17 protein-coding genes are annotated in these 17,083 nt (G+C 59.7%); 6 read left to right on the top strand and 11 right to left on the bottom strand.

Annotation, left to right across the window (positions count from 1 at the left end; genetic code table 11):
- Positions 1-141: 141 nt before the first annotated feature.
- On the bottom strand, positions 142-897 hold the full coding sequence (locus CHU70_RS08045) for a hypothetical protein (RefSeq protein WP_069358843.1): 756 nt from the start codon (positions 895-897) through the stop codon (positions 142-144).
- Positions 898-940: 43 nt separating this feature from the next.
- Here CHU70_RS08045 and CHU70_RS08040 point away from each other — a divergent pair, with 43 nt between their 5' ends.
- Positions 941-2,164 (top strand): magnesium and cobalt transport protein CorA, encoded by a 1,224-nt coding sequence (locus CHU70_RS08040; protein ID WP_147719108.1) that lies wholly within the window; start codon positions 941-943, stop codon positions 2,162-2,164.
- A gap of 43 nt (positions 2,165-2,207) precedes the next feature.
- On the opposite strand, the gene CHU70_RS08035 is transcribed toward CHU70_RS08040, so the two are convergent.
- Positions 2,208-2,690, bottom strand: coding sequence for a general stress protein (locus CHU70_RS08035; protein WP_042388577.1), 483 nt, complete (start codon positions 2,688-2,690; stop codon positions 2,208-2,210).
- 319 nt (positions 2,691-3,009) lie between these two features.
- Here CHU70_RS08035 and CHU70_RS08030 point away from each other — a divergent pair, with 319 nt between their 5' ends.
- Positions 3,010-4,143, top strand: a complete 1,134-nt coding sequence (locus tag CHU70_RS08030; RefSeq protein ID WP_049193006.1) for an Mrp/NBP35 family ATP-binding protein — start codon at positions 3,010-3,012, stop codon at positions 4,141-4,143.
- A gap of 244 nt (positions 4,144-4,387) precedes the next feature.
- Here CHU70_RS08030 and tatB read toward each other — a convergent pair whose 3' ends face one another.
- The 4 genes from tatB to sigE all read right to left on the bottom strand — a co-directional run bounded on the left by tatB (position 4,388) and on the right by sigE (position 7,449).
- Complete coding sequence (gene tatB / locus CHU70_RS08025; RefSeq protein WP_070429355.1) at positions 4,388-4,942, bottom strand: Sec-independent protein translocase protein TatB; 555 nt, start codon at positions 4,940-4,942, stop codon at positions 4,388-4,390.
- A gap of 90 nt (positions 4,943-5,032) precedes the next feature.
- Complete coding sequence (locus tag CHU70_RS08020; RefSeq protein ID WP_070652891.1) at positions 5,033-6,352, bottom strand: S1C family serine protease; 1,320 nt, start codon at positions 6,350-6,352, stop codon at positions 5,033-5,035.
- Positions 6,352-6,744 carry an anti-sigma factor gene (locus CHU70_RS08015; protein WP_052317810.1) on the bottom strand — a complete coding sequence of 131 codons (393 nt, stop codon included), beginning with the start codon at positions 6,742-6,744 and terminating at the stop codon, positions 6,352-6,354. The genes CHU70_RS08020 and CHU70_RS08015 overlap by 1 nt, the downstream gene beginning before the upstream one ends.
- 51 nt (positions 6,745-6,795) lie before the next feature.
- A complete protein-coding gene (gene sigE, locus CHU70_RS08010) occupies positions 6,796-7,449 on the bottom strand; it encodes an RNA polymerase sigma factor SigE (RefSeq protein WP_049193704.1) in 654 nt (217 codons plus the stop codon).
- A gap of 158 nt (positions 7,450-7,607) precedes the next feature.
- Between sigE and CHU70_RS08005 the strand changes: the two genes are divergently transcribed.
- Positions 7,608-8,282, top strand: coding sequence for an O-methyltransferase (locus tag CHU70_RS08005; protein WP_049193703.1), 675 nt, complete (start codon positions 7,608-7,610; stop codon positions 8,280-8,282).
- Positions 8,283-8,601: 319 nt separating this feature from the next.
- Here the strand turns inward: CHU70_RS08005 and glgC are convergent, their stop codons facing one another.
- Positions 8,602-9,819 carry a glucose-1-phosphate adenylyltransferase gene (gene glgC / locus CHU70_RS08000; RefSeq protein WP_042388575.1) on the bottom strand — a complete coding sequence of 406 codons (1,218 nt, stop codon included), beginning with the start codon at positions 9,817-9,819 and terminating at the stop codon, positions 8,602-8,604.
- Between the two features lie 112 nt (positions 9,820-9,931).
- Here glgC and glgA point away from each other — a divergent pair, with 112 nt between their 5' ends.
- The 3 genes from glgA to budA all read left to right on the top strand — a co-directional run bounded on the left by glgA (position 9,932) and on the right by budA (position 13,746).
- A complete protein-coding gene (gene glgA / locus CHU70_RS07995) occupies positions 9,932-11,128 on the top strand; it encodes a glycogen synthase (RefSeq protein WP_070546826.1) in 1,197 nt (398 codons plus the stop codon).
- A gap of 202 nt (positions 11,129-11,330) precedes the next feature.
- Positions 11,331-12,854 (top strand): cellulase family glycosylhydrolase, encoded by a 1,524-nt coding sequence (locus CHU70_RS07990; protein WP_070546829.1) that lies wholly within the window; start codon positions 11,331-11,333, stop codon positions 12,852-12,854.
- Positions 12,855-12,996: 142 nt separating this feature from the next.
- On the top strand, positions 12,997-13,746 hold the full coding sequence (gene budA / locus CHU70_RS07985; RefSeq protein ID WP_147719109.1) for an acetolactate decarboxylase: 750 nt from the start codon (positions 12,997-12,999) through the stop codon (positions 13,744-13,746).
- A 3-nt stretch (positions 13,747-13,749) separates the two neighbouring features.
- Here the strand turns inward: budA and CHU70_RS07980 are convergent, their stop codons facing one another.
- The 4 genes from CHU70_RS07980 to CHU70_RS07965 all read right to left on the bottom strand — a co-directional run bounded on the left by CHU70_RS07980 (position 13,750) and on the right by CHU70_RS07965 (position 17,014).
- On the bottom strand, positions 13,750-14,625 hold the full coding sequence (locus CHU70_RS07980) for a methyltransferase domain-containing protein (RefSeq protein WP_048732862.1): 876 nt from the start codon (positions 14,623-14,625) through the stop codon (positions 13,750-13,752).
- A gap of 313 nt (positions 14,626-14,938) precedes the next feature.
- Entirely contained in the window at positions 14,939-15,106 is a 168-nt protein-coding gene (locus tag CHU70_RS07975) for a DUF3117 domain-containing protein (RefSeq protein ID WP_005509573.1), read from the bottom strand.
- Positions 15,107-15,328: 222 nt separating this feature from the next.
- A complete protein-coding gene (gene folP, locus CHU70_RS07970) occupies positions 15,329-16,141 on the bottom strand; it encodes a dihydropteroate synthase (RefSeq protein WP_070437943.1) in 813 nt (270 codons plus the stop codon).
- A gap of 45 nt (positions 16,142-16,186) precedes the next feature.
- Positions 16,187-17,014, bottom strand: a complete 828-nt coding sequence (locus CHU70_RS07965; protein ID WP_070429515.1) for a TIGR00730 family Rossman fold protein — start codon at positions 17,012-17,014, stop codon at positions 16,187-16,189.
- Between the last annotated feature and the right edge of the window lie 69 nt (positions 17,015-17,083).

Genomic DNA, 17,083 nt, shown 5'->3' with positions numbered 1-17,083 from the left:
CCCGAAAAATGGCATGAAAGTGTCATAAACTCGCACAGTTTCACATTTGCAGCCCGCATTCATGGGTTAATCAACAAACTTGGCGGCAGCCAACAGCAGATACACGTCCGATACCGCCACAACTAGCCCCCGCCACCCCGACTACGCCTTATCCAGCCACTCCTGAGCGACCAACTCAGGGCTGGCGCCACCAGCCACAGCCCGGGTCATCAGCTTTAAGTCCTCAGTGCTCAGCGAACCCGCTATCTCATTGAGCACGCGGACTCGATCATCTCGGTCCAGCGCTGGCTTGACGTAGAAAGGCACAAGCCATTGCGGCAAGTCAGCCCCAGCATTGTCAGCTGACAGATCCGCGCAGCCCTGTGCCATGCCCGCGTCGGTGGCCATTACTTCGCCCGGCAGCGACCGCGAAAATGCGTCGTACACGCGGTCGCGCCACTCTCCGCTGAACTGCTTGTCCGGGGTGGAGTCGTCGGCGTATTCCTCCGCCAGTGAAGCCGCCGACGCAGGGTCGCTCAGGCCGAGTAGCTCACCTGTGCATCCGAAGGAGACCAGGACCGCTTCATTGCGTACGGCCCGCAACCGGTCGTCAGCATTGCGAATGCCGACGACCTCCGCTTGCCGCCCTATTCTCTCAAAGCTCTGCGCATACACGTACGCAAGAGCTGCTTGCTCAGGGTTGCGTAGGTCTGCCCCGACAGTCACTACCGCCTCCTGCTCGGGAGGAACGGGCATCTGCGGATCCAAATCAGAACATGCGGCAAGACCGAACCCCGTCGCCCCAGTGACCAATGCCAGGGCGGTAAAAGTGCACGCAGTAGCCGTGGAGCTACCCTTGCACCCCATTGAGCGGATGCGAAAGTGGAACCCGGCGTTCGCACGTCTAAAATCAATCATCGACACCAGCGTAACCTACGAACGGATTGTGAGGTCACCCAGAATGGGCGAAGAGAAAAGCCGCAACATCAGCGCTTCGGCGAAGGCTCGCAATCCGCGAACGAGCTCGGCCAGTCAAAGCCAAAAACCGTCGGCCACAGCAAAACCCGGTAAAACCGCTCGGGCGACGAATGCGGCTAAATCCGCAGCGAAGTCGGCTGTCTCGAAGGTGACGCGCACCAACGGCTCGTCGTCAAGCACAGGAACAGGACAGTCGAGGGCGGTGCGCGATGCCCTGCGCGATTGTGGCGTCTACATCGGTGGCAAGCGTTTGCCCGGCACCTACGACCACTTCTCCGGGCTGTCCGAGGTACGGATTTTTGGCGAGGGCTTCACGTGGCTGTCATTGTCGCGCCCCAACGCGACACAGATGGACGCCATCGCCGAGCTTTACGGACTGGATGAGCTGACGGTGGAGGACGCACTGACTAACCGCCAGCGCCCCAAGATTGAGATCCACGATGATCACGTGGTTTTTGTAATTCGCTCGATTCACTACTCCCCGGAAGGTCTCGCGGATGACGAAAATGAGATCATTCGCTCTGGCCAGCTGATGATTGTCATCGGCCCGGAGTACGTCATCACCATTCGCATGGGCATGCCGAGCTCGGATATGCAGCGCATTAGCGCACGCGTGGAGAACACCACCGACGCCATCGACTACGGCCCCGCGGGCGTGCTGTGGGCGCTGACGGACAACCTCGTCGACGCGTACCTGCGCATCGCGATGCAGCTGGAAGATCGCGTGGAGATCATGGAAGACGAAGTCTTCGAGCCGAACTTGGATTCGGATATTGAGGACATTTACATCCTCAAACGAGAGATCCTGGAGATGCGCCACGCGATCGATCCGCTGACACCGGCGCTGCGCTCCCTGATGAATCTGCGGGAAGACATCATGCCTAAGGACGTCAGCCGTTACCTTTCCGATGTTCTCGACCACCAGCTCGCCGCCGCGGACCTCGTCTCCGGACTCGACGAACGACTCTCCGCCCTCATCGACGCCGCCGCCGTGAAAATCCAGCTGCAGCAGAACCAGGATATGCGTACCATCTCGGCGTACGCGGCTATTCTCGCCGTCCCGACCGCCCTGGCCGGCATCTACGGCATGAACTTTGACCACATGCCCGAGCTGCACTGGGAGTACGGCTACTTCATCGTCCTCGCCATCATGTTTGCCATCGTGGCGTTTTTGGTGTGGGTCCTGCGCCGCAACAAGTGGCTGTAGGTACTGCTTCTGGCAGGCATCGCTTTACGACGGATACAGCAACCTACCCGCGATTCCCACCGAGCGCCCGCTGCGCCAACAGGTCACGGGCCCGCTCGGCATTGCGGGGATTGCACAGGACGTCGTAGCGACGGGCAACAATCTCCGTTGTGCTCGAGAAATCCCGCTTGCCGTTTTGCATTGCGTACGGAACTGCGGCCAGCACGATGCCGAAGATGGCGCCCATACCGAGGCCAACAATCAGCGGGCTCACCCAATCTTCCTGGAAAAGCCCCAGAATCAGGCCGAAGAACAGGCCCATCCATAGGCCGTACAGTGCGCCGCCGCCGAGCACCTTCGGCCAGGTCAGCCTGCCGACTACGCGCTCCACCTGCATCAGGTCAACACCGACGATGGTGAGGTCGGAAACCGGGAACTCATCGCGATCACTGAGCGAATCCACCGCCGCCTGCGCGTCGGAGTAGTTGGTGAAACTGCCCACCGGCCACCCCTCGGGCACCTGGCGCTGAGGCAACCGGGACTTCATGCTCTGTTCCCGGCCGCTCCCCCAACCGCTGCCCGCTTCCCCATTTGCCATCGGTACTCTCACCGTTCCCTTGCAGTTGTTGTCACAGTAAATGGTGACTCAGTTGCTGAAAATATTGCTAAAACTATCGCCAAAAGGCGTTCTATCAAGGACAACGTCAGACGATTGGCAATTGTTCCACCGACTGGTCCGCCGCCCATTCCACCGCCACCGCTCTTGCCGGAAGGGTTGGTCGCTGTGACCGTCGTAAAGCGGCAAACTACTGATTTTGTCAGTAGTTCTTTGTCTTGCGGGGTCTCACGATAAGATTCACTACATAATGTCTACGATTACTGAAGCTGAAGTTCGCACCGCCCTGGCGCAGGTCGAAGATCCTGAGGTACGTCGCCCGATTACCGAGATTGGCATGGTCAAGTCCATCTCGGTGGCGGACAACAATGACGTGGCCGTGGAGATTTACCTCACCATTGCCGGTTGCCCCATGAAAAACACCATCATCGAGCGCACCGAAGAGGCGCTGAACGGTATCGAGGGCGTTGGCAACGTCACCGTCACCACCGATGTGATGAATGACGAGCAGCGCCGCGAGTTCCGCAACGCCGTCCGCGGCACCGCCTCCGAGCCGGTGATCCCATTCGCCCAGCCGGACTCCCGCACCCGCGTGTTCGCCGTCGCCTCCGGTAAGGGTGGCGTCGGTAAGTCCTCCGTGACCGTGAACCTCGCCGCCGCGCTGGCCGCGAAGGGCCTTTCTGTCGGTGTCCTCGATGCCGACGTCTACGGACACTCCATCCCGCACATGATGGGCTCCGAGGAAAAGCCGCACCAGGTCGACGACATGATTATGCCTCCGCAGGCGCACGGCGTGTCACTGATTTCTATCGGACACTTCGTCGACGACAACGCACCGGTTGTCTGGCGTGGGCCAATGCTGCACCGCGCTATCCAGCAGTTCCTCGCAGACGTGTTCTGGGGCGACCTGGACGTCCTGCTTTTCGACCTGCCCCCGGGAACCGGCGACATCGCCATCTCCGTGGCGCAGCTCGTGCCGAACGCTGAGCTGCTGATTGTTACTACCCCGCAGATGGCCGCCGCCGAGGTCGCAGAGCGCGCCGGCACCATTTCGCTGCAGACCCGCCAGCGCATCGCCGGTGTCATCGAGAACATGAGCTGGATGGAGATGCCGGACGGCTCCAAGATGGAGGTCTTCGGCGCAGGTGGCGGCGAGACCGTTGCCCGTCGTCTTACCCAGATCACCGGCGGAAAGGTCGAGCTGCTCGGCCAGGTGCCGCTGGACACAGAGCTACGCGAAGGCGGCGACAAGGGCACCCCGATTGTCCTGTCCAAGCCGGATTCGGGCGCGGGCGAGGCCCTGAACGCTATCGCTGACAAGCTGGTTGTTCGTCGCGAGTCGCTCGCAGGCAAGTCGCTCGGCTTGGGCGTAACTCCGAAGTAGGCCTTCGCTTTACGACGATCACAGCGACGCCCCCTCCCCGGTATTTTCGGTGCCGGGAAGGGGGCGTCTGCTTTTGCGGCTGCGGTGTCTGGGGCGTATGTGTTGTGGGCGCTTTCGGTGGTGCATCCATCAAAGCGGCTGCGTGCACTTACTGACTAGGTTTATGACACTTTCGTGGCAAAATTTGTGCTCAAAGTGTCATAAACCTAGTCAGTAACTTGCGGTCGGGAACGGTTTGCAACCTCTATAGGTTGTCGTCGTCGACCCAGGCCTGCACCCCACGGGGCTGCTGAGGTTGTTGCGGCTGCTGTGGTGTTTGCTGTGCTTGCTGTTGGCGGGCCTGGGCAACTGGATCCTGCCACGTCCCCGGCTGCGGGAGCGGCTGCTGCGACGGAGCCGGCTGCACTGGCTGGTTCGTATTGGACTGCTGGTACTGCTGACCCGCAGGCCCGGCCGCTCCTGCAGCTCCGGCTGCACCAGTTCCGCCACCACCCGCTGCGGGCTTACCGGAGAGCATGTCCAGGTAGGTGTCATCGCCGTCGAAAAGCGTCCTGGTGATGGCGGTCTTCGGGTTGAGACGACGGAGATCGTTGAGCTCCTGCAGCGGCTTGCGAAGATCGTCGAAGTCTTCGCCGAACTCGTCCGAGAGGTTATCGCGTGCGTCATTGATTGCGGTGCGCGCAGCCAAGAGCAATGCGCGGACGTCCTCAATTACCTTCGGCAACCGCTCAGGTCCGATGAGAATTAGTCCGAGGATAAAGAGGACAAGAATCTCGCCCCAGCCAACATTAGAAAACACGTTATACCACCTTAGTTACAGTGCACCTCGCATGCAGCATTGCGTGGCCAAATCCACCAAATCTGCTAAATCCGCAGAAACCAGCGCCCCCTACTCCGGCGTGATCTTCGCCTCCAGCTCGGCTCCGTGGCGAACGATCTTCAATACCGCCTCATTACCAGCGCCAACAGTCCACAGCGCCACCGTGAGCTCATCTGCGGACGATACCGCGCGGTCTCCCACAGCCGTAATCACATCGCCTTCCTGCAGGCCTTCCCGGTCGGCAACACCTCCCGGCAGGATGCTGGCAATCTCGGCACCAGTCAGTGCGCCATTGGAAACCGTGCGCGCTGTCACGCCAATCCCCGGATGAACCGGCTGCTCACCGGCGATGAGCTGCTCCGCGATGGCAACGGCTGAATTGATTGGAATCGCAAAGCCCAACCCCTGTGAGCCACCCGAGCTACTGAAAATCACCGTATTAATACCGATAATGGCACCGCGGATATCCACCAGCGGACCACCGGAGTTACCCGGGTTGATGGAGGCATCGGTCTGAATCGCATCGGCGTAGCCGTCCGTGTCAGTCCCTTCAGCGGCCAGGCGCACCGGCCGATTAAGCGCGGAGACAATTCCCGAGGTCACCGTGCCGCCGAGCCCCTGCGGCGAGCCCATCGCAATCACGGTGTCACCGACCGCAACCGCGTTGGAATCACCAAGCTGCGCCACGGTCAGCCCCGCAACATCTTCGACCTTAATTACGGCGAGGTCGGTCTTCGGGTCGCGGCCAATAATCTTGGCCGGCACTTCCTTCAGCTTGCCGCCGTCCCAAAACGTTACGGAGACCTGCATATCCTGCCGGTCCGCCACCGCCGAAACGACGTGGTTATTCGTCAAAATATGACCGTCACCATCAATGACAAACCCCGAGCCCACGCCCGAGACCTCACCGGCACTGACCGCAATCGACACCACCGCGGGACGAAGAGCCTCCGCCACCTTGCCGATTTCAGTCAAATCACCGTTGCCCGGCCGCCCCTCGATCTGCTGCAGCTCCACACGCTGGTAGTCCGAGCGGAAAGTCTTGCCAGCCCAACCGCCAACAAAGCCGCCAACACCGCCAATGAGCAGCACCACGGCCGACGACGCCGCGATCACACGCCACGGCACCTCGCGGCCAAAAATCACTTCCCGCGCGCTGACGCGGGGAGCCGTCTTCGGGCGAGGCTTCTTTTTCGCTTCGGGTTTGCGGGCTGGACGCCCCGTCGTCATGCGTGACGACGAATCCTGCCACGGCGAATACTCTTGGGCGGTGGCACTGGTGTCGTCGTCAAGCTTCTGCCCTGGAGCACGCTGTAACCCGCCAGTTGCGGCGGCACGATCGGAGTCCGGGGCAAACGCGGAATCATCGAAAGAGCGATGTTTGCCCACTAGTGACTACCACCTTTACGAAAACCGCGAACAATCTGCTCCAACGCGGCACTCAGCGACTCCGGCGGACGGTGCGCGAGATGCCGCGCCGACCGATGGGGCTCTGAGTCCTCGCAACTGCCTGCGAAATCAGCAATACGAGCGCGCAGCTCAGCTGGAATGTGCAAGGGCGCGCTATCACGCAGACGCTTGGCCGCCTGCCGCTGCTTCGCGACCTCCCGGCGACATTCCGGGCATGCCATCAGGTGCGCCTGCGCACGACGCTCAGCTACGACCGACAACTCGCCGTCAACAAAAGCGGCAATTGCCTCGGTGCCGAGATGCTCCGTTGACAAAAAACGCTTGTCATCGCCCTGCTGAATCACAGACTGCAGCACCTCCAGAAATCGCACCTATTTAACTAGCCCCACAATAGCCACTCCCGCGGATTGAGTGCGGGAAATCTAGCCTGCGGTGACCGACTCCGGCAGCTCCTGTCGTTCCTTCTCCAGGCGCTCCAACGTCGCCCGCAAGCTGGAACGTGCCCGGTGAATACGCGAACGCACAGTGCCCATCTTGAGCCCAAGGGTGCTGGCAATTTCCTCGTAGGTCAGCCCCACCACATCACAGAGGACAACCACCGCGCGATAGTCCGGCTGCAGCTCAGCCAGCGCGATTTCCAAATCCGGGTCGAGCATCGCGTCATCGACGGCCTGCTCCGGGGTCTTCAGCGTACCCGGGACACGGTCGTAGTTCTCCGGCAACGCCTCCATCCGGATGACCTGCCGATGCCGGACCATATCCAAAAACAGGTTAGTGGTAATCCGATGCAGCCAGCCTTCAAAAGTGCCGGGACGGTATGACTTCAGCGAGCGGAACACACGCATGAATGTCTCCTGCGTCAGGTCTTCCGCGTCCTGCTGGTTACCAGTCAACCGATATGCGAGCCCATAAACACTATCCGCGTGGGCCTGAACCAGCTCCGACCACGACGGCATCTCCCCCACACCTGCGTCAAAAGCCGCGGTGCCGGACAGTTGCTCAGTTACGTCAGCGGACGCGGCGTCCTCGCGGCTGGCGCCTGCGCTGACTCGTTCGGACTTGACTCGTTCGGGCATGAAGTTCAGTGTTCCTTACCAACCTTAGGTTTGTAGTGACCTTACCCTGAAAATAGTTTGAGAGTCCAGACAAGTTTGAGGCTTGTTTACCCACCTAGTCCGGCACTGACCGGCGCGCCCCGCTGCCCTGAGCGGAGTTTTTTCCTACGCTATAAAGCGTGTCCGAAACGAGTTCTTCTGCTACCCCGCTATCCGCACGTGACGCTATTGCACAGCACGTCAACAACACGACCGTAGTCTCCGAGGCCCTTGAAAGCGCCCGAGAGAGCGCTCGCGAATACGGAGTTGCCGTCCCCGATACGATGACCGGCGCCGCTTTGACCTCGCTCATGGCCCTGACCAGCGCCCGCCGCGACGGTCACCCCGCCGCTGTCATCGCATCGCCTGCGGCAGGCGTAGTCGGTTTGCACCTGGCCGCCGGCCTCGGCGATGACGGCGTTCTCACCTGCATCGACCCGGAGCTCGAGCACCAGTCTCTGGCGAAGTCCGCTTTCCGAGCCGCAGGCATCCGCCCCAACCGACAGCGCTTCCTGCCCTCGCAGCCACTGGAGGTCATGGATCGACTGGCCGCCGACTCCTACGACTTGGTCTACTTGGACGTCGCCCCGGCAATCCTCCGCGCCGCCCAGGAAAAGGCCTGGCCGCTGCTTCGCTCCGGTGGCGCGCTCGTCCTGACCGGCGCGCTCCTCGACGGCACTGTCGCTGACTCGTCACGCACTGACCGTGACACCGTCGCTGCCCGCGAAGCCGACGAATACATGCTCCAGCTTGACGACGCTTACGTGATGCGCCTGCCTCTAGCAGCTGGCACCACTGTGCTGGTGAAGAAGTAGTTTTCTACTGTTGGCCGGCTGGCTAGCGGCAGCGATGGGCCACTGCGACTTACTGACTGCGTTTATGGTTGGTGGCGACGGGTCGAGCCGACTTACTGACTGCGTTTATGACAAAAATGGCCCGAAAAATGGCGTGAAAGTGTCATAAACTCGCACAGTTTCACATTTGCAGCCCATGCCCGTATTCACATGCGAAGCCCATAATTTTTGGGGCTGCCAGTTTTTGGACTAGGTAGCAACTAGGTAGCAAAAAGGGTTAGAAGAAAAAGGCACGTACCCCACGGTACGTGCCTTTTGCAGCCGCTCGGACTCAACCAGCCTAGATAACCTGGTTCTTACCAACGGCCACAACGCCACCAGCGCTGACCTTGAAGCGCTCTGCGTCCTTCTCCGGATCGACACCGATAATGGCGCCGTCGGAAACTACAACGTTCTTGTCCAAAATCGCATGGCGAACCACTGCTCCGCGGCCGACGCGAACGCCTGGGAAGAGAACCGAGCCCTCCACCGTCGCGCCATCCTCGACCACAACGTTGGTGCTAATCACCGAGTTGCGGACCGTACCACCGGAGACAATCGAACCAGCACCGACCATCGAAGCCTGAGCAATACCGCCCTGGACAAACTTGGCCGGAGGCAGGTTCTCCTCTGAGAAGGTGTGGATTGGCCACTTCTTGTTGTAGAGGTTAAACACCGGGTGGACGGAAATCAGGTCCATGTTGGCCTCGTAGAAGGCATCGATGGTACCGACATCACGCCAGTAGCCCTTGTCACGTTCGGTCTCACCCGGAACGTAGCTGTCCTTGAAGTCCCAGACGAAAGCTTCGCCCTCCTCTACCAGCATCGGAATAATGTTTCCGCCCATATCATGGTCGGAGTTTTCATCTTCCGAGTCACGCTTAATAGCGTCGATAAGCGCGGAGGTAGTGAAGATGTAGTTACCCATCGACGCGAACGTCGAGTTCGGGTCATCCGGGGTGCCGGGCGGATCAGCCGGCTTCTCCAGGAACTCGGTGATTCGGTTGTTGTCATCGGCATCGATGACACCGAATGCGCTGGCCTCAGAACGCGGGACGCGGATACCAGCGACCGTCACGCCAGCGCCAGACTCGATGTGGGCCTCCAGCATCTGCTGCGGATCCATGCGATAGACGTGGTCGGCACCGAAGACGATGACGTACTCCGGATCCTCGTCGTAAACCAAGTTCAGCGACTGCAGAATCGCGTCCGCCGAACCGGTGAACCAGCGCTTACCCAGACGCTGCTGAGCCGGCACCGGGGTGACGTACTGGCCGGTGATGCCAGACAGCTGCCACGCCTGCGAAATGTGACGGTCGAGCGAGTGGGACTTGTACTGGGTCAGCACACAGATCTTCAAGAAACCTGCGTTGACCAGGTTCGACAGCACGAAGTCGATAAGCCGATAGCTACCGCCGAAAGGCACGGCGGGCTTAGCGCGGTCTTCCGTCAGCGGGAAGAGACGCTTGCCTTCGCCACCGGCAAGGACAATGGACAAAACATGTGGTTGACTCCTCACACCAACCAACCTATATGCGATTTACGTTCCTCGCTGCCAGTCTCCCCTCCCCGCTACCCACACCCAGGCATATCAAGCGACGGAAATTGTCAAATCTGGTTACGCTGGAACTATGCGTGTTGCCATGATGACCAAGGAATACCCTCCGGAGATTTACGGCGGAGCAGGTGTTCACGTAACTGAACTGACTCGTTTCATGCGCGGCCTCGACGGCGTTGACGTCGATGTGCACTGCATGGGTGCTCCTCGCGATGAGGCGGATGTATATGTCCACGGCGTTGACCCGGAGTTGAAGGATGCCAACGCCTCGATTAAGACGCTGTCCACGGGGTTGCGCATGGCAAATGCCGCCGCGGCAACCGACATTGATGTCGTCCACTCTCACACGTGGTACTCGGGCCTGGGCGGTCACCTCACTGGTCTGCTCAAGGGCATTCCGCATGTGGCAACCGCGCACTCACTGGAGCCGCACCGCCCATGGAAGCGCGAGCAGCTTGGCGGCGGTTACGACGTTTCCAGCTGGTCCGAGCGCAATGCTATGGAGTACGCAGACGCTGTCATTGCTGTTTCCGCGCGCATGAAGGACGCCATCCTGGATGCCTACCCGCGTATCTCCCCCGACAAGGTCCACGTTGTCCTGAACGGTATCGACACCGAGCTGTGGTACCCGCGCCCGACGTGGGAAGAGTCCAAGGAACAGAACGGCTGGTCTGTCCTGGAGGAGCTCGGCGTTGACCCGTCTCGCCCGATGGTCGCGTTCGTCGGCCGCATCACCCGTCAGAAGGGTGTCGCTCATTTGGTCAAGGCCGCATCGCTTTTCGACGACGGTGTGCAGCTCGTTCTGTGCGCCGGCGCTCCGGACACCCCGGAAATCGCGAAGGAGACTGAGCAGCTCGTCCATGACCTCCAGGAGAAGCGCGATGGCATTTTCTGGGTGCAGGACATGCTGCCGAAGGAGAAGATCCAGGAGATTCTGACGGCCGCGGATTCCTTCGTCTGCCCGTCCATCTACGAGCCGCTGGGCATCGTTAACCTCGAGGCTATGGCCTGTGGCACCGCCGTTGTCGCCTCTGATGTCGGCGGTATTCCGGAGGTTGTCGTCGATGGTGAAACCGGCACTCTGGTTCACTACGACGAGTCCGATCCGGAGGGCTTCGAACGAGGCATCGCTGCCGCTGTCAACAACATGGTCGCCGACCGCGACCGCGCTGCCAAGGTTGGCCAGGCGGGTAAGAAGCGCGCTGAAGATGTGTTTAGCTGGGAGAACATCGCTCAGCAGACCGTCGAGGTCTATAAGTCTTTGATGTAGCTGGCTGTCTGCGAGACGCCACGGATGCGCGGCGAACGGAGTCTCCTCATAAGGCCCATCGCTTCCGAGAAGGAAGCGGTGGGCCTTTTTTAGCCTTTTTACTAACCCCGTTCAGGACATTTACTTATGCCTTTGCCCACTTTCCTAAACCTAATTTAAGTTTTGGCTGAATTTATCATTCCTGGTCAATAGCATACTGAGTATGAGATTCACTAAGAAGGTGGCAGCAGTTGGTGCCGCCATTGCCATAGCGCTAGCGGGTGCAGTACCGCATCAGGCGCTCGCTACAGAAGTAGCCCCATCCCCTAGTACCGCTACCATCACCGAGCGTGGTCCCCTTGGACAGTCCGGTCGCTGGTTTACCGACGGTGACGGCCGTGCTTTCCTCACTCAGGGATCGAACATCGTCTACAAGCACGATCCTTACACCCCAGAGGCCGGAGGCTTTAACGAGGACGATGCTGACTGGCTCGTGCAGCAGGGCTTCGACTCCATGCGAGTCGGCATTATCTGGAAAGCAGTAGAGCCAAAGCCCGGCGAGTACAACGACGAATACCTGGATTCCATTGCCCGCACTATCTCCATGCTCACTGAGCGTGGAATCGCGGTCTTGGTCGATGCCCACCAGGACATGTACAACGAGAAGTTCGAAGGCGAATTTGCCCCGGATTGGGCTGTCATTGACGACGGGGTTCCCAGCCTCTTAAAGGTTGGCTTCCCCGCTAACCAGGCTCTCAATATCGGACTCATTAGGGCATACGACAACTTCCTGAATAACCGCGAAGGGCCAGGCGGCGTTGGGTTGCAGGAGCGTTACGCAGCCATGTGGGGCCATGTCGCCAAACGCCTTGGCGACATGCCGGGACTGATGGGCTACGACATCATAAATGAACCGTGGCCAGGCTCCGCATACCCACTGTGCTATCTGGCTCTCGGCGACTGCGGCCCGGCTAAGGAAAAGCTCGATGAACTGCACCAGAAGGCTGCCAATCAGATTGTCGACAAGGACCCGGACGCTATTGTCCACTACGAGCCCTACTCCATGTGGAACACCGGATTGAACACGAATCCGGCAGCCCCGGAGGTTCCTGAAACCGCTGGTACGGCCCTCAGCTGGCATGTCTACTGCACCACGAATGCCCTGTTCAACACCTACACGGGCTGTGACTTCTTCGATGGTCGTACCTTCGACAATGCGGAAATCGTCTCATCCGGTAACGGCTCGGCCACACTGCTGTCCGAGTTCGGTGCGACCGACGATGCCGATACCCTCAATGGCGTAATTTCGCTTGCCCGCCGCCACATGGTCGGCTGGCAGTACTGGTCCTACTGCGGATGCAACGACCCGACGACGCAGAACCAGAAGGAACAGGGCATGGTCTTCGACCCTACTGTTCCAGGACCTGTAGGTGCCGATGCCTTCAACCGCGACAAGATGACCATCCTCGCCGCTCCACACCTGCGAGCGGTCGCAGGCACCCCGCAAGCTACCGACTGGAACCGCGACACCCGTGTCTACCAGGCCAGCTGGAACAATAACCGCGTCGACGGCACCGGAGTTTTCGCACCTGGTTCCACCAGCGAGCTCGTTGTGCCCTCGATCAACTTCCCGAATGGGTTCACAGTGAATGTCGAAGGCGGTCACGCCACTGTCGCTGCCGATGGCCAGACCGTTCATATCGTCTCCACTGCTGACCAAGTGACAGTCACCATCCAGCCGAAGTAGAACCAACCGCTCGATTCACCAAATCGCGCCCTGTGGATTTTTCCGCAGGGCGTTTTTCTTGCCACGATTTCCTTACCCACAAGCCGATCGGACATCTAACAGACGACCCGCCCCAGCTTGGGCTACAAATATCGCGAATATAATGGCTTCCATGACCACTCACGAGAATTTTCCAACGGTCCGACACACAATTTTCCAAAACTCACTGATGTCCGCACTGCTCGATGGCATCTACGACGGCGAGATGACCATTGGCGAAATCCTTGGTCATGGAAACTTCGGCATCGGTACCTTCGACGGCCTCGATGGCGAAATGGTAATCCTCGACGGGGTCTGCTGGCAGGTGCGTCACGACGGCTCCGCAACCCGGGCCACCATGGATCAGCGCAGCCCCTACACGGTGGTGACCAACTTCGTCCCGCACACGGTGATGGATGCGCCGGAAAACCTGACTCGCAAGGAAATTAGCCCCATCATCGATTCCCTGGTGCCGAGCCAAAACTTTATGTACGCACTGCGGATTACCGGCGAATTTGAGTGGGTGAAGACTCGAACCGTCGTAAAGCAGGAAAAGCCGTACCAGAAGATGGTTGATGCGACGGAAGAAGACGCCTCGGTTGATTTTGAGAACCTGCAGGGCACGATTGCGGGCTTCCGCACGCCGGTCTATGAGAAGGGAATTTCGGTGCCCGGCTGTCACGTGCACTTCCTCGCGCAAGGCGGCACCGGCGGCGGGCATGTGCTGGACTTTAAGCTGCGCTCGGGCACTATCGAACTGTGCCCGGGCACTGACCTGCAGCTTCGCCTTCCGCTAACGGCGGAATTCTCGGATGCTGACCTGGATCCGGAAGACCTGGATGAGCAGATTCACAAAACCGAGGTCAAGGAGTAAACGCTAGTCTCCCGGGCGGCCAAGACGAGTGACGTAGGCACGGGCGGTGACGTGCATCTCTGCAGGTAGCGCCGCAATGCGTTCCTGCAGCACCTCCGGGTGAATATGGCGTGCCGACGGGCTCATACCGATCTGCGCGGCGATTGCACCCTGGTTGAGGTTCATACCGAACTCCACCAGCTCCGGGTCGCCAACAGGCACGAGGTGCCCCTCTGCCTGGGAAATCATGCGCTCGACCTTGCCGCGCTCGACATCAATGATGCCCAGTGGCTCACGAAGCTCACCCAAGTGACCAGTGGTGGCAGTCAGAACCACAACCTGGCCGCCCGGCTTGAGCACGCGAGCGAACTCCTCCGCGTTGCGAGGTGCGAAGACGACTGTAAGCGCATCGATGGAGCCATCACGCAGCGGCAGACGCGCCCACGCATCGGCTACAACGGCGCCGAGGCGCGGGTGGCTCTTGGCCAGGTGCTTGGCGGCCGGCACAGACACATCAATGCCTACGCCACGGGAATTGGGAATGCTGTCCAGCGTGTGTGCGAGGTAGTAACCAGTGCCCGCACCGACTTCGCAGATGACTGGGCTGGCGGCCTCGGACACGTTGGCGTCGTCAAGCACGTCCTGGACGTTGCCTGTAACTGCCTCAACGAATGGAGCATAGTGGCCACCAGAGAGGAACTCCTCGCGGGCGGTAATCATCTTGGCGTCATCGCCGGTGTAGCGCAGACCAGCCCCTCCGGCGAGCGTAACGTAACCCTGGCGGGCGACATCATAGCTATGTCCGGATTCGGACTTCAGAGTCATTCGTTCGGCATCACCAAACTTCAAATCAGTGCCATCGATGGGGTCAGCAAGCACATCAATGATGTCAGCTAGCACGTCGGTCACTCCTCAAACTGAGCTAGAAAAATAATTTTCACTATCTTAGCCCGTGTCGAGCTCAGCCAAGTAACTCCAATGCGAGTTACTGACTACGTTTATGACAAAAATTGCCCGAAAACTGGCTTGAAAGTGTCATAAACTCGCACAGTTTCACATTTGCAGCCCGTATTTTTTGTTCATAAACCCTCATTCGAGCCGTTATCACCTGAAAAAGAAAAGGCGACCTACACCACTGGTGTAGGTCGCCGCTGGGTCAAAACCGGACAGGCCCGGCCACTACCCGGCCTCTACCCGATACCCCACTACTCTGCTACTCCACTACTGCTACAAGCTCTGCACCGAGCTCCTTGGCTTCCTCCGGGGACAGTTCCACCACCAGGCGCCCACCACCATCTGCGGGGACGCGCATCACAATCTTCTTGCCCTCTTTAACTGCCTCCAGCGGACCATCACCGGTACGCGGCTTCATTGCTGCCATGTGAACTCCTTCGTTCTAAGACAATGTCGATGCAGGAGACGACCAGCTACCCCAGCTCAGCTGTGGTAGCTGGGAGATTGACAATCCCGGTTCAAGACCTCGGTCTAAGACCCCGGTTTAAAATCCCGGTTTAGAATCCCGGTCGGCATTTCGACTACTTCTCTTCATCATAGTCTTTTGTTTCACGCAGCGGCATGGGTGAAGCGCCTCAAACTACGCCCCTTACACCAGCCCACGCACCGGATGCAGTGGTGCAAAATCACCAGAAATAGCCAGAGTCATGCGACAGACATCAAGGGTTTCGGACACCTGATGCGAACGAAACACCGCAACGCCGGCAGCTGCCGCATGGGCAGTCGCGGCCAAGGTGCCGGGCACACGTTGCTCGACCGGGCGGTCCAGAGTCTCACCGACGAAGTCCTTATTCGACAGCGCCATAAGCACCGGCCAGCCTGTAGCCACGAGCTCATTGCAGCGCCGCAGAAGTTCGAGGCCGTGGTAGGTGTTCTTGCCAAAGTCGTGGGTGGGATCGATGAGGATGCGGTCCTCCGGCACGCCAGCGTCCACTGCCCTCTGGGCGAGTTTGCCGGTTTCTGAGATGACATCGTCCACGACGTCGTCGTAACGCACGCGAATCGGATTGGTGCGTGGCAGTGCCCCACCTGTGTGCGAGCAGACGTAACCCATCCCGTGGGAACCCGCGACTTCCAGCAGCTCCGGGTCATGGCCCGCCCAAGTGTCATTAATGAGGTTGGCGCCAGCGTTAATGGCGGCCTCTCCGACTTCGGCGCGCCAGGTGTCGACGCTAATGTGCAGGTCAGGATAGCGCTCGCGGACCTTCGCGATGGTCGGCACCACGCGCTCGATTTCCTCGGCAACAGTTACTTCTGCACCGATACCGGCCTTGACGCCGCCGATGTCGACAATGCCCGCGCCTGCCGCAACAACTTCGTCGACGCGAGCAAGCGCAGCCTCCTCCGCAGCCGTCGCGCCACGGTCATAGAAGGAATCCGGGGTGCGATTGACGATGGCCATCACCGTCGGCACCGCGGAGTCCTGATAAAAACTCCGCACAGCGTCCTACCTTTCGCTGAAGCGACGGACTCGGCGGAGCTTTTCGGAAACGTCAGAGGTCGGCTCACACTCTTCCAACAGCTTTTCGTGCGCGGCCTCGATGTACTCGACCGCTTCGTCAATGGAGTCGGTGACCAGGAAAAGGTCCATATCAGTCGGAGAAATCAGCTCCATGGCCACTAGTTTCTCACGCATCCAATCAACCAGCCCCGACCAGAACTCAGTGCCGAGCAGCACGATTGGGTGATTTTCCACCTTCTCGGTCTGAACCATCACCAGTGACTCAAAGAGTTCATCGAGAGTGCCGAAACCGCCCGGCAGGCAAATAAACGCCTGCGAGTACTTCAGGAACATGGTCTTCCGCACGAAGAAGTAGCGGAAGTTCATGCCCAGGTCGACCCAGTCATTCAAGTGCTGCTCGTGCGGCAGCTCAATGCCCAACCCAATGGACAGGCCGTCGGCGTCGTAGCAGCCGCGGTTGGCGGCTTCCATGATGCCCGGGCCGCCACCGGTGATGGTCGCGTAACCCGCCTCCGCCAGCGCCTTGCCCAGGTCGAAGCCCCACTGGTAGTAAGGGCTATCCTCTGGCAGACGTGCCGAACCATATACCGTCACCGCCGGCGGAATCTCCGCCAACGCACCAAAGCCGTCAACGAACTCCGACTGAATGCGCAGCACACGCCAGGTATCGTTGTGCAGCCAGTCCGTGTTCGGATTGTGTGACAACAGCCTGCGGTCGGTCGTAGACGCCTGCGGTTCGCCCGCCTGTCGAATCGCGATTGGGCCGCGGAGTGCACGGCGCTTAGCTGGGGACGGAGTACGTACAGGTTTCATAACCTCACAATGTATGCCAGCAATGACATACGCGCACCCGCTCGGCGAGGGTGGGGTGTGATTCTAGGC

It is taken from the genome of Corynebacterium sp. LK10, from assembly GCF_008042455.1.
GTDB lineage: Bacteria > Actinomycetota > Actinomycetes > Mycobacteriales > Mycobacteriaceae > Corynebacterium > Corynebacterium jeikeium_D.
The sequence above is the reverse complement of the archived record's forward strand: the minus strand, read 5'-3'. Positions and strand labels throughout refer to the sequence as shown.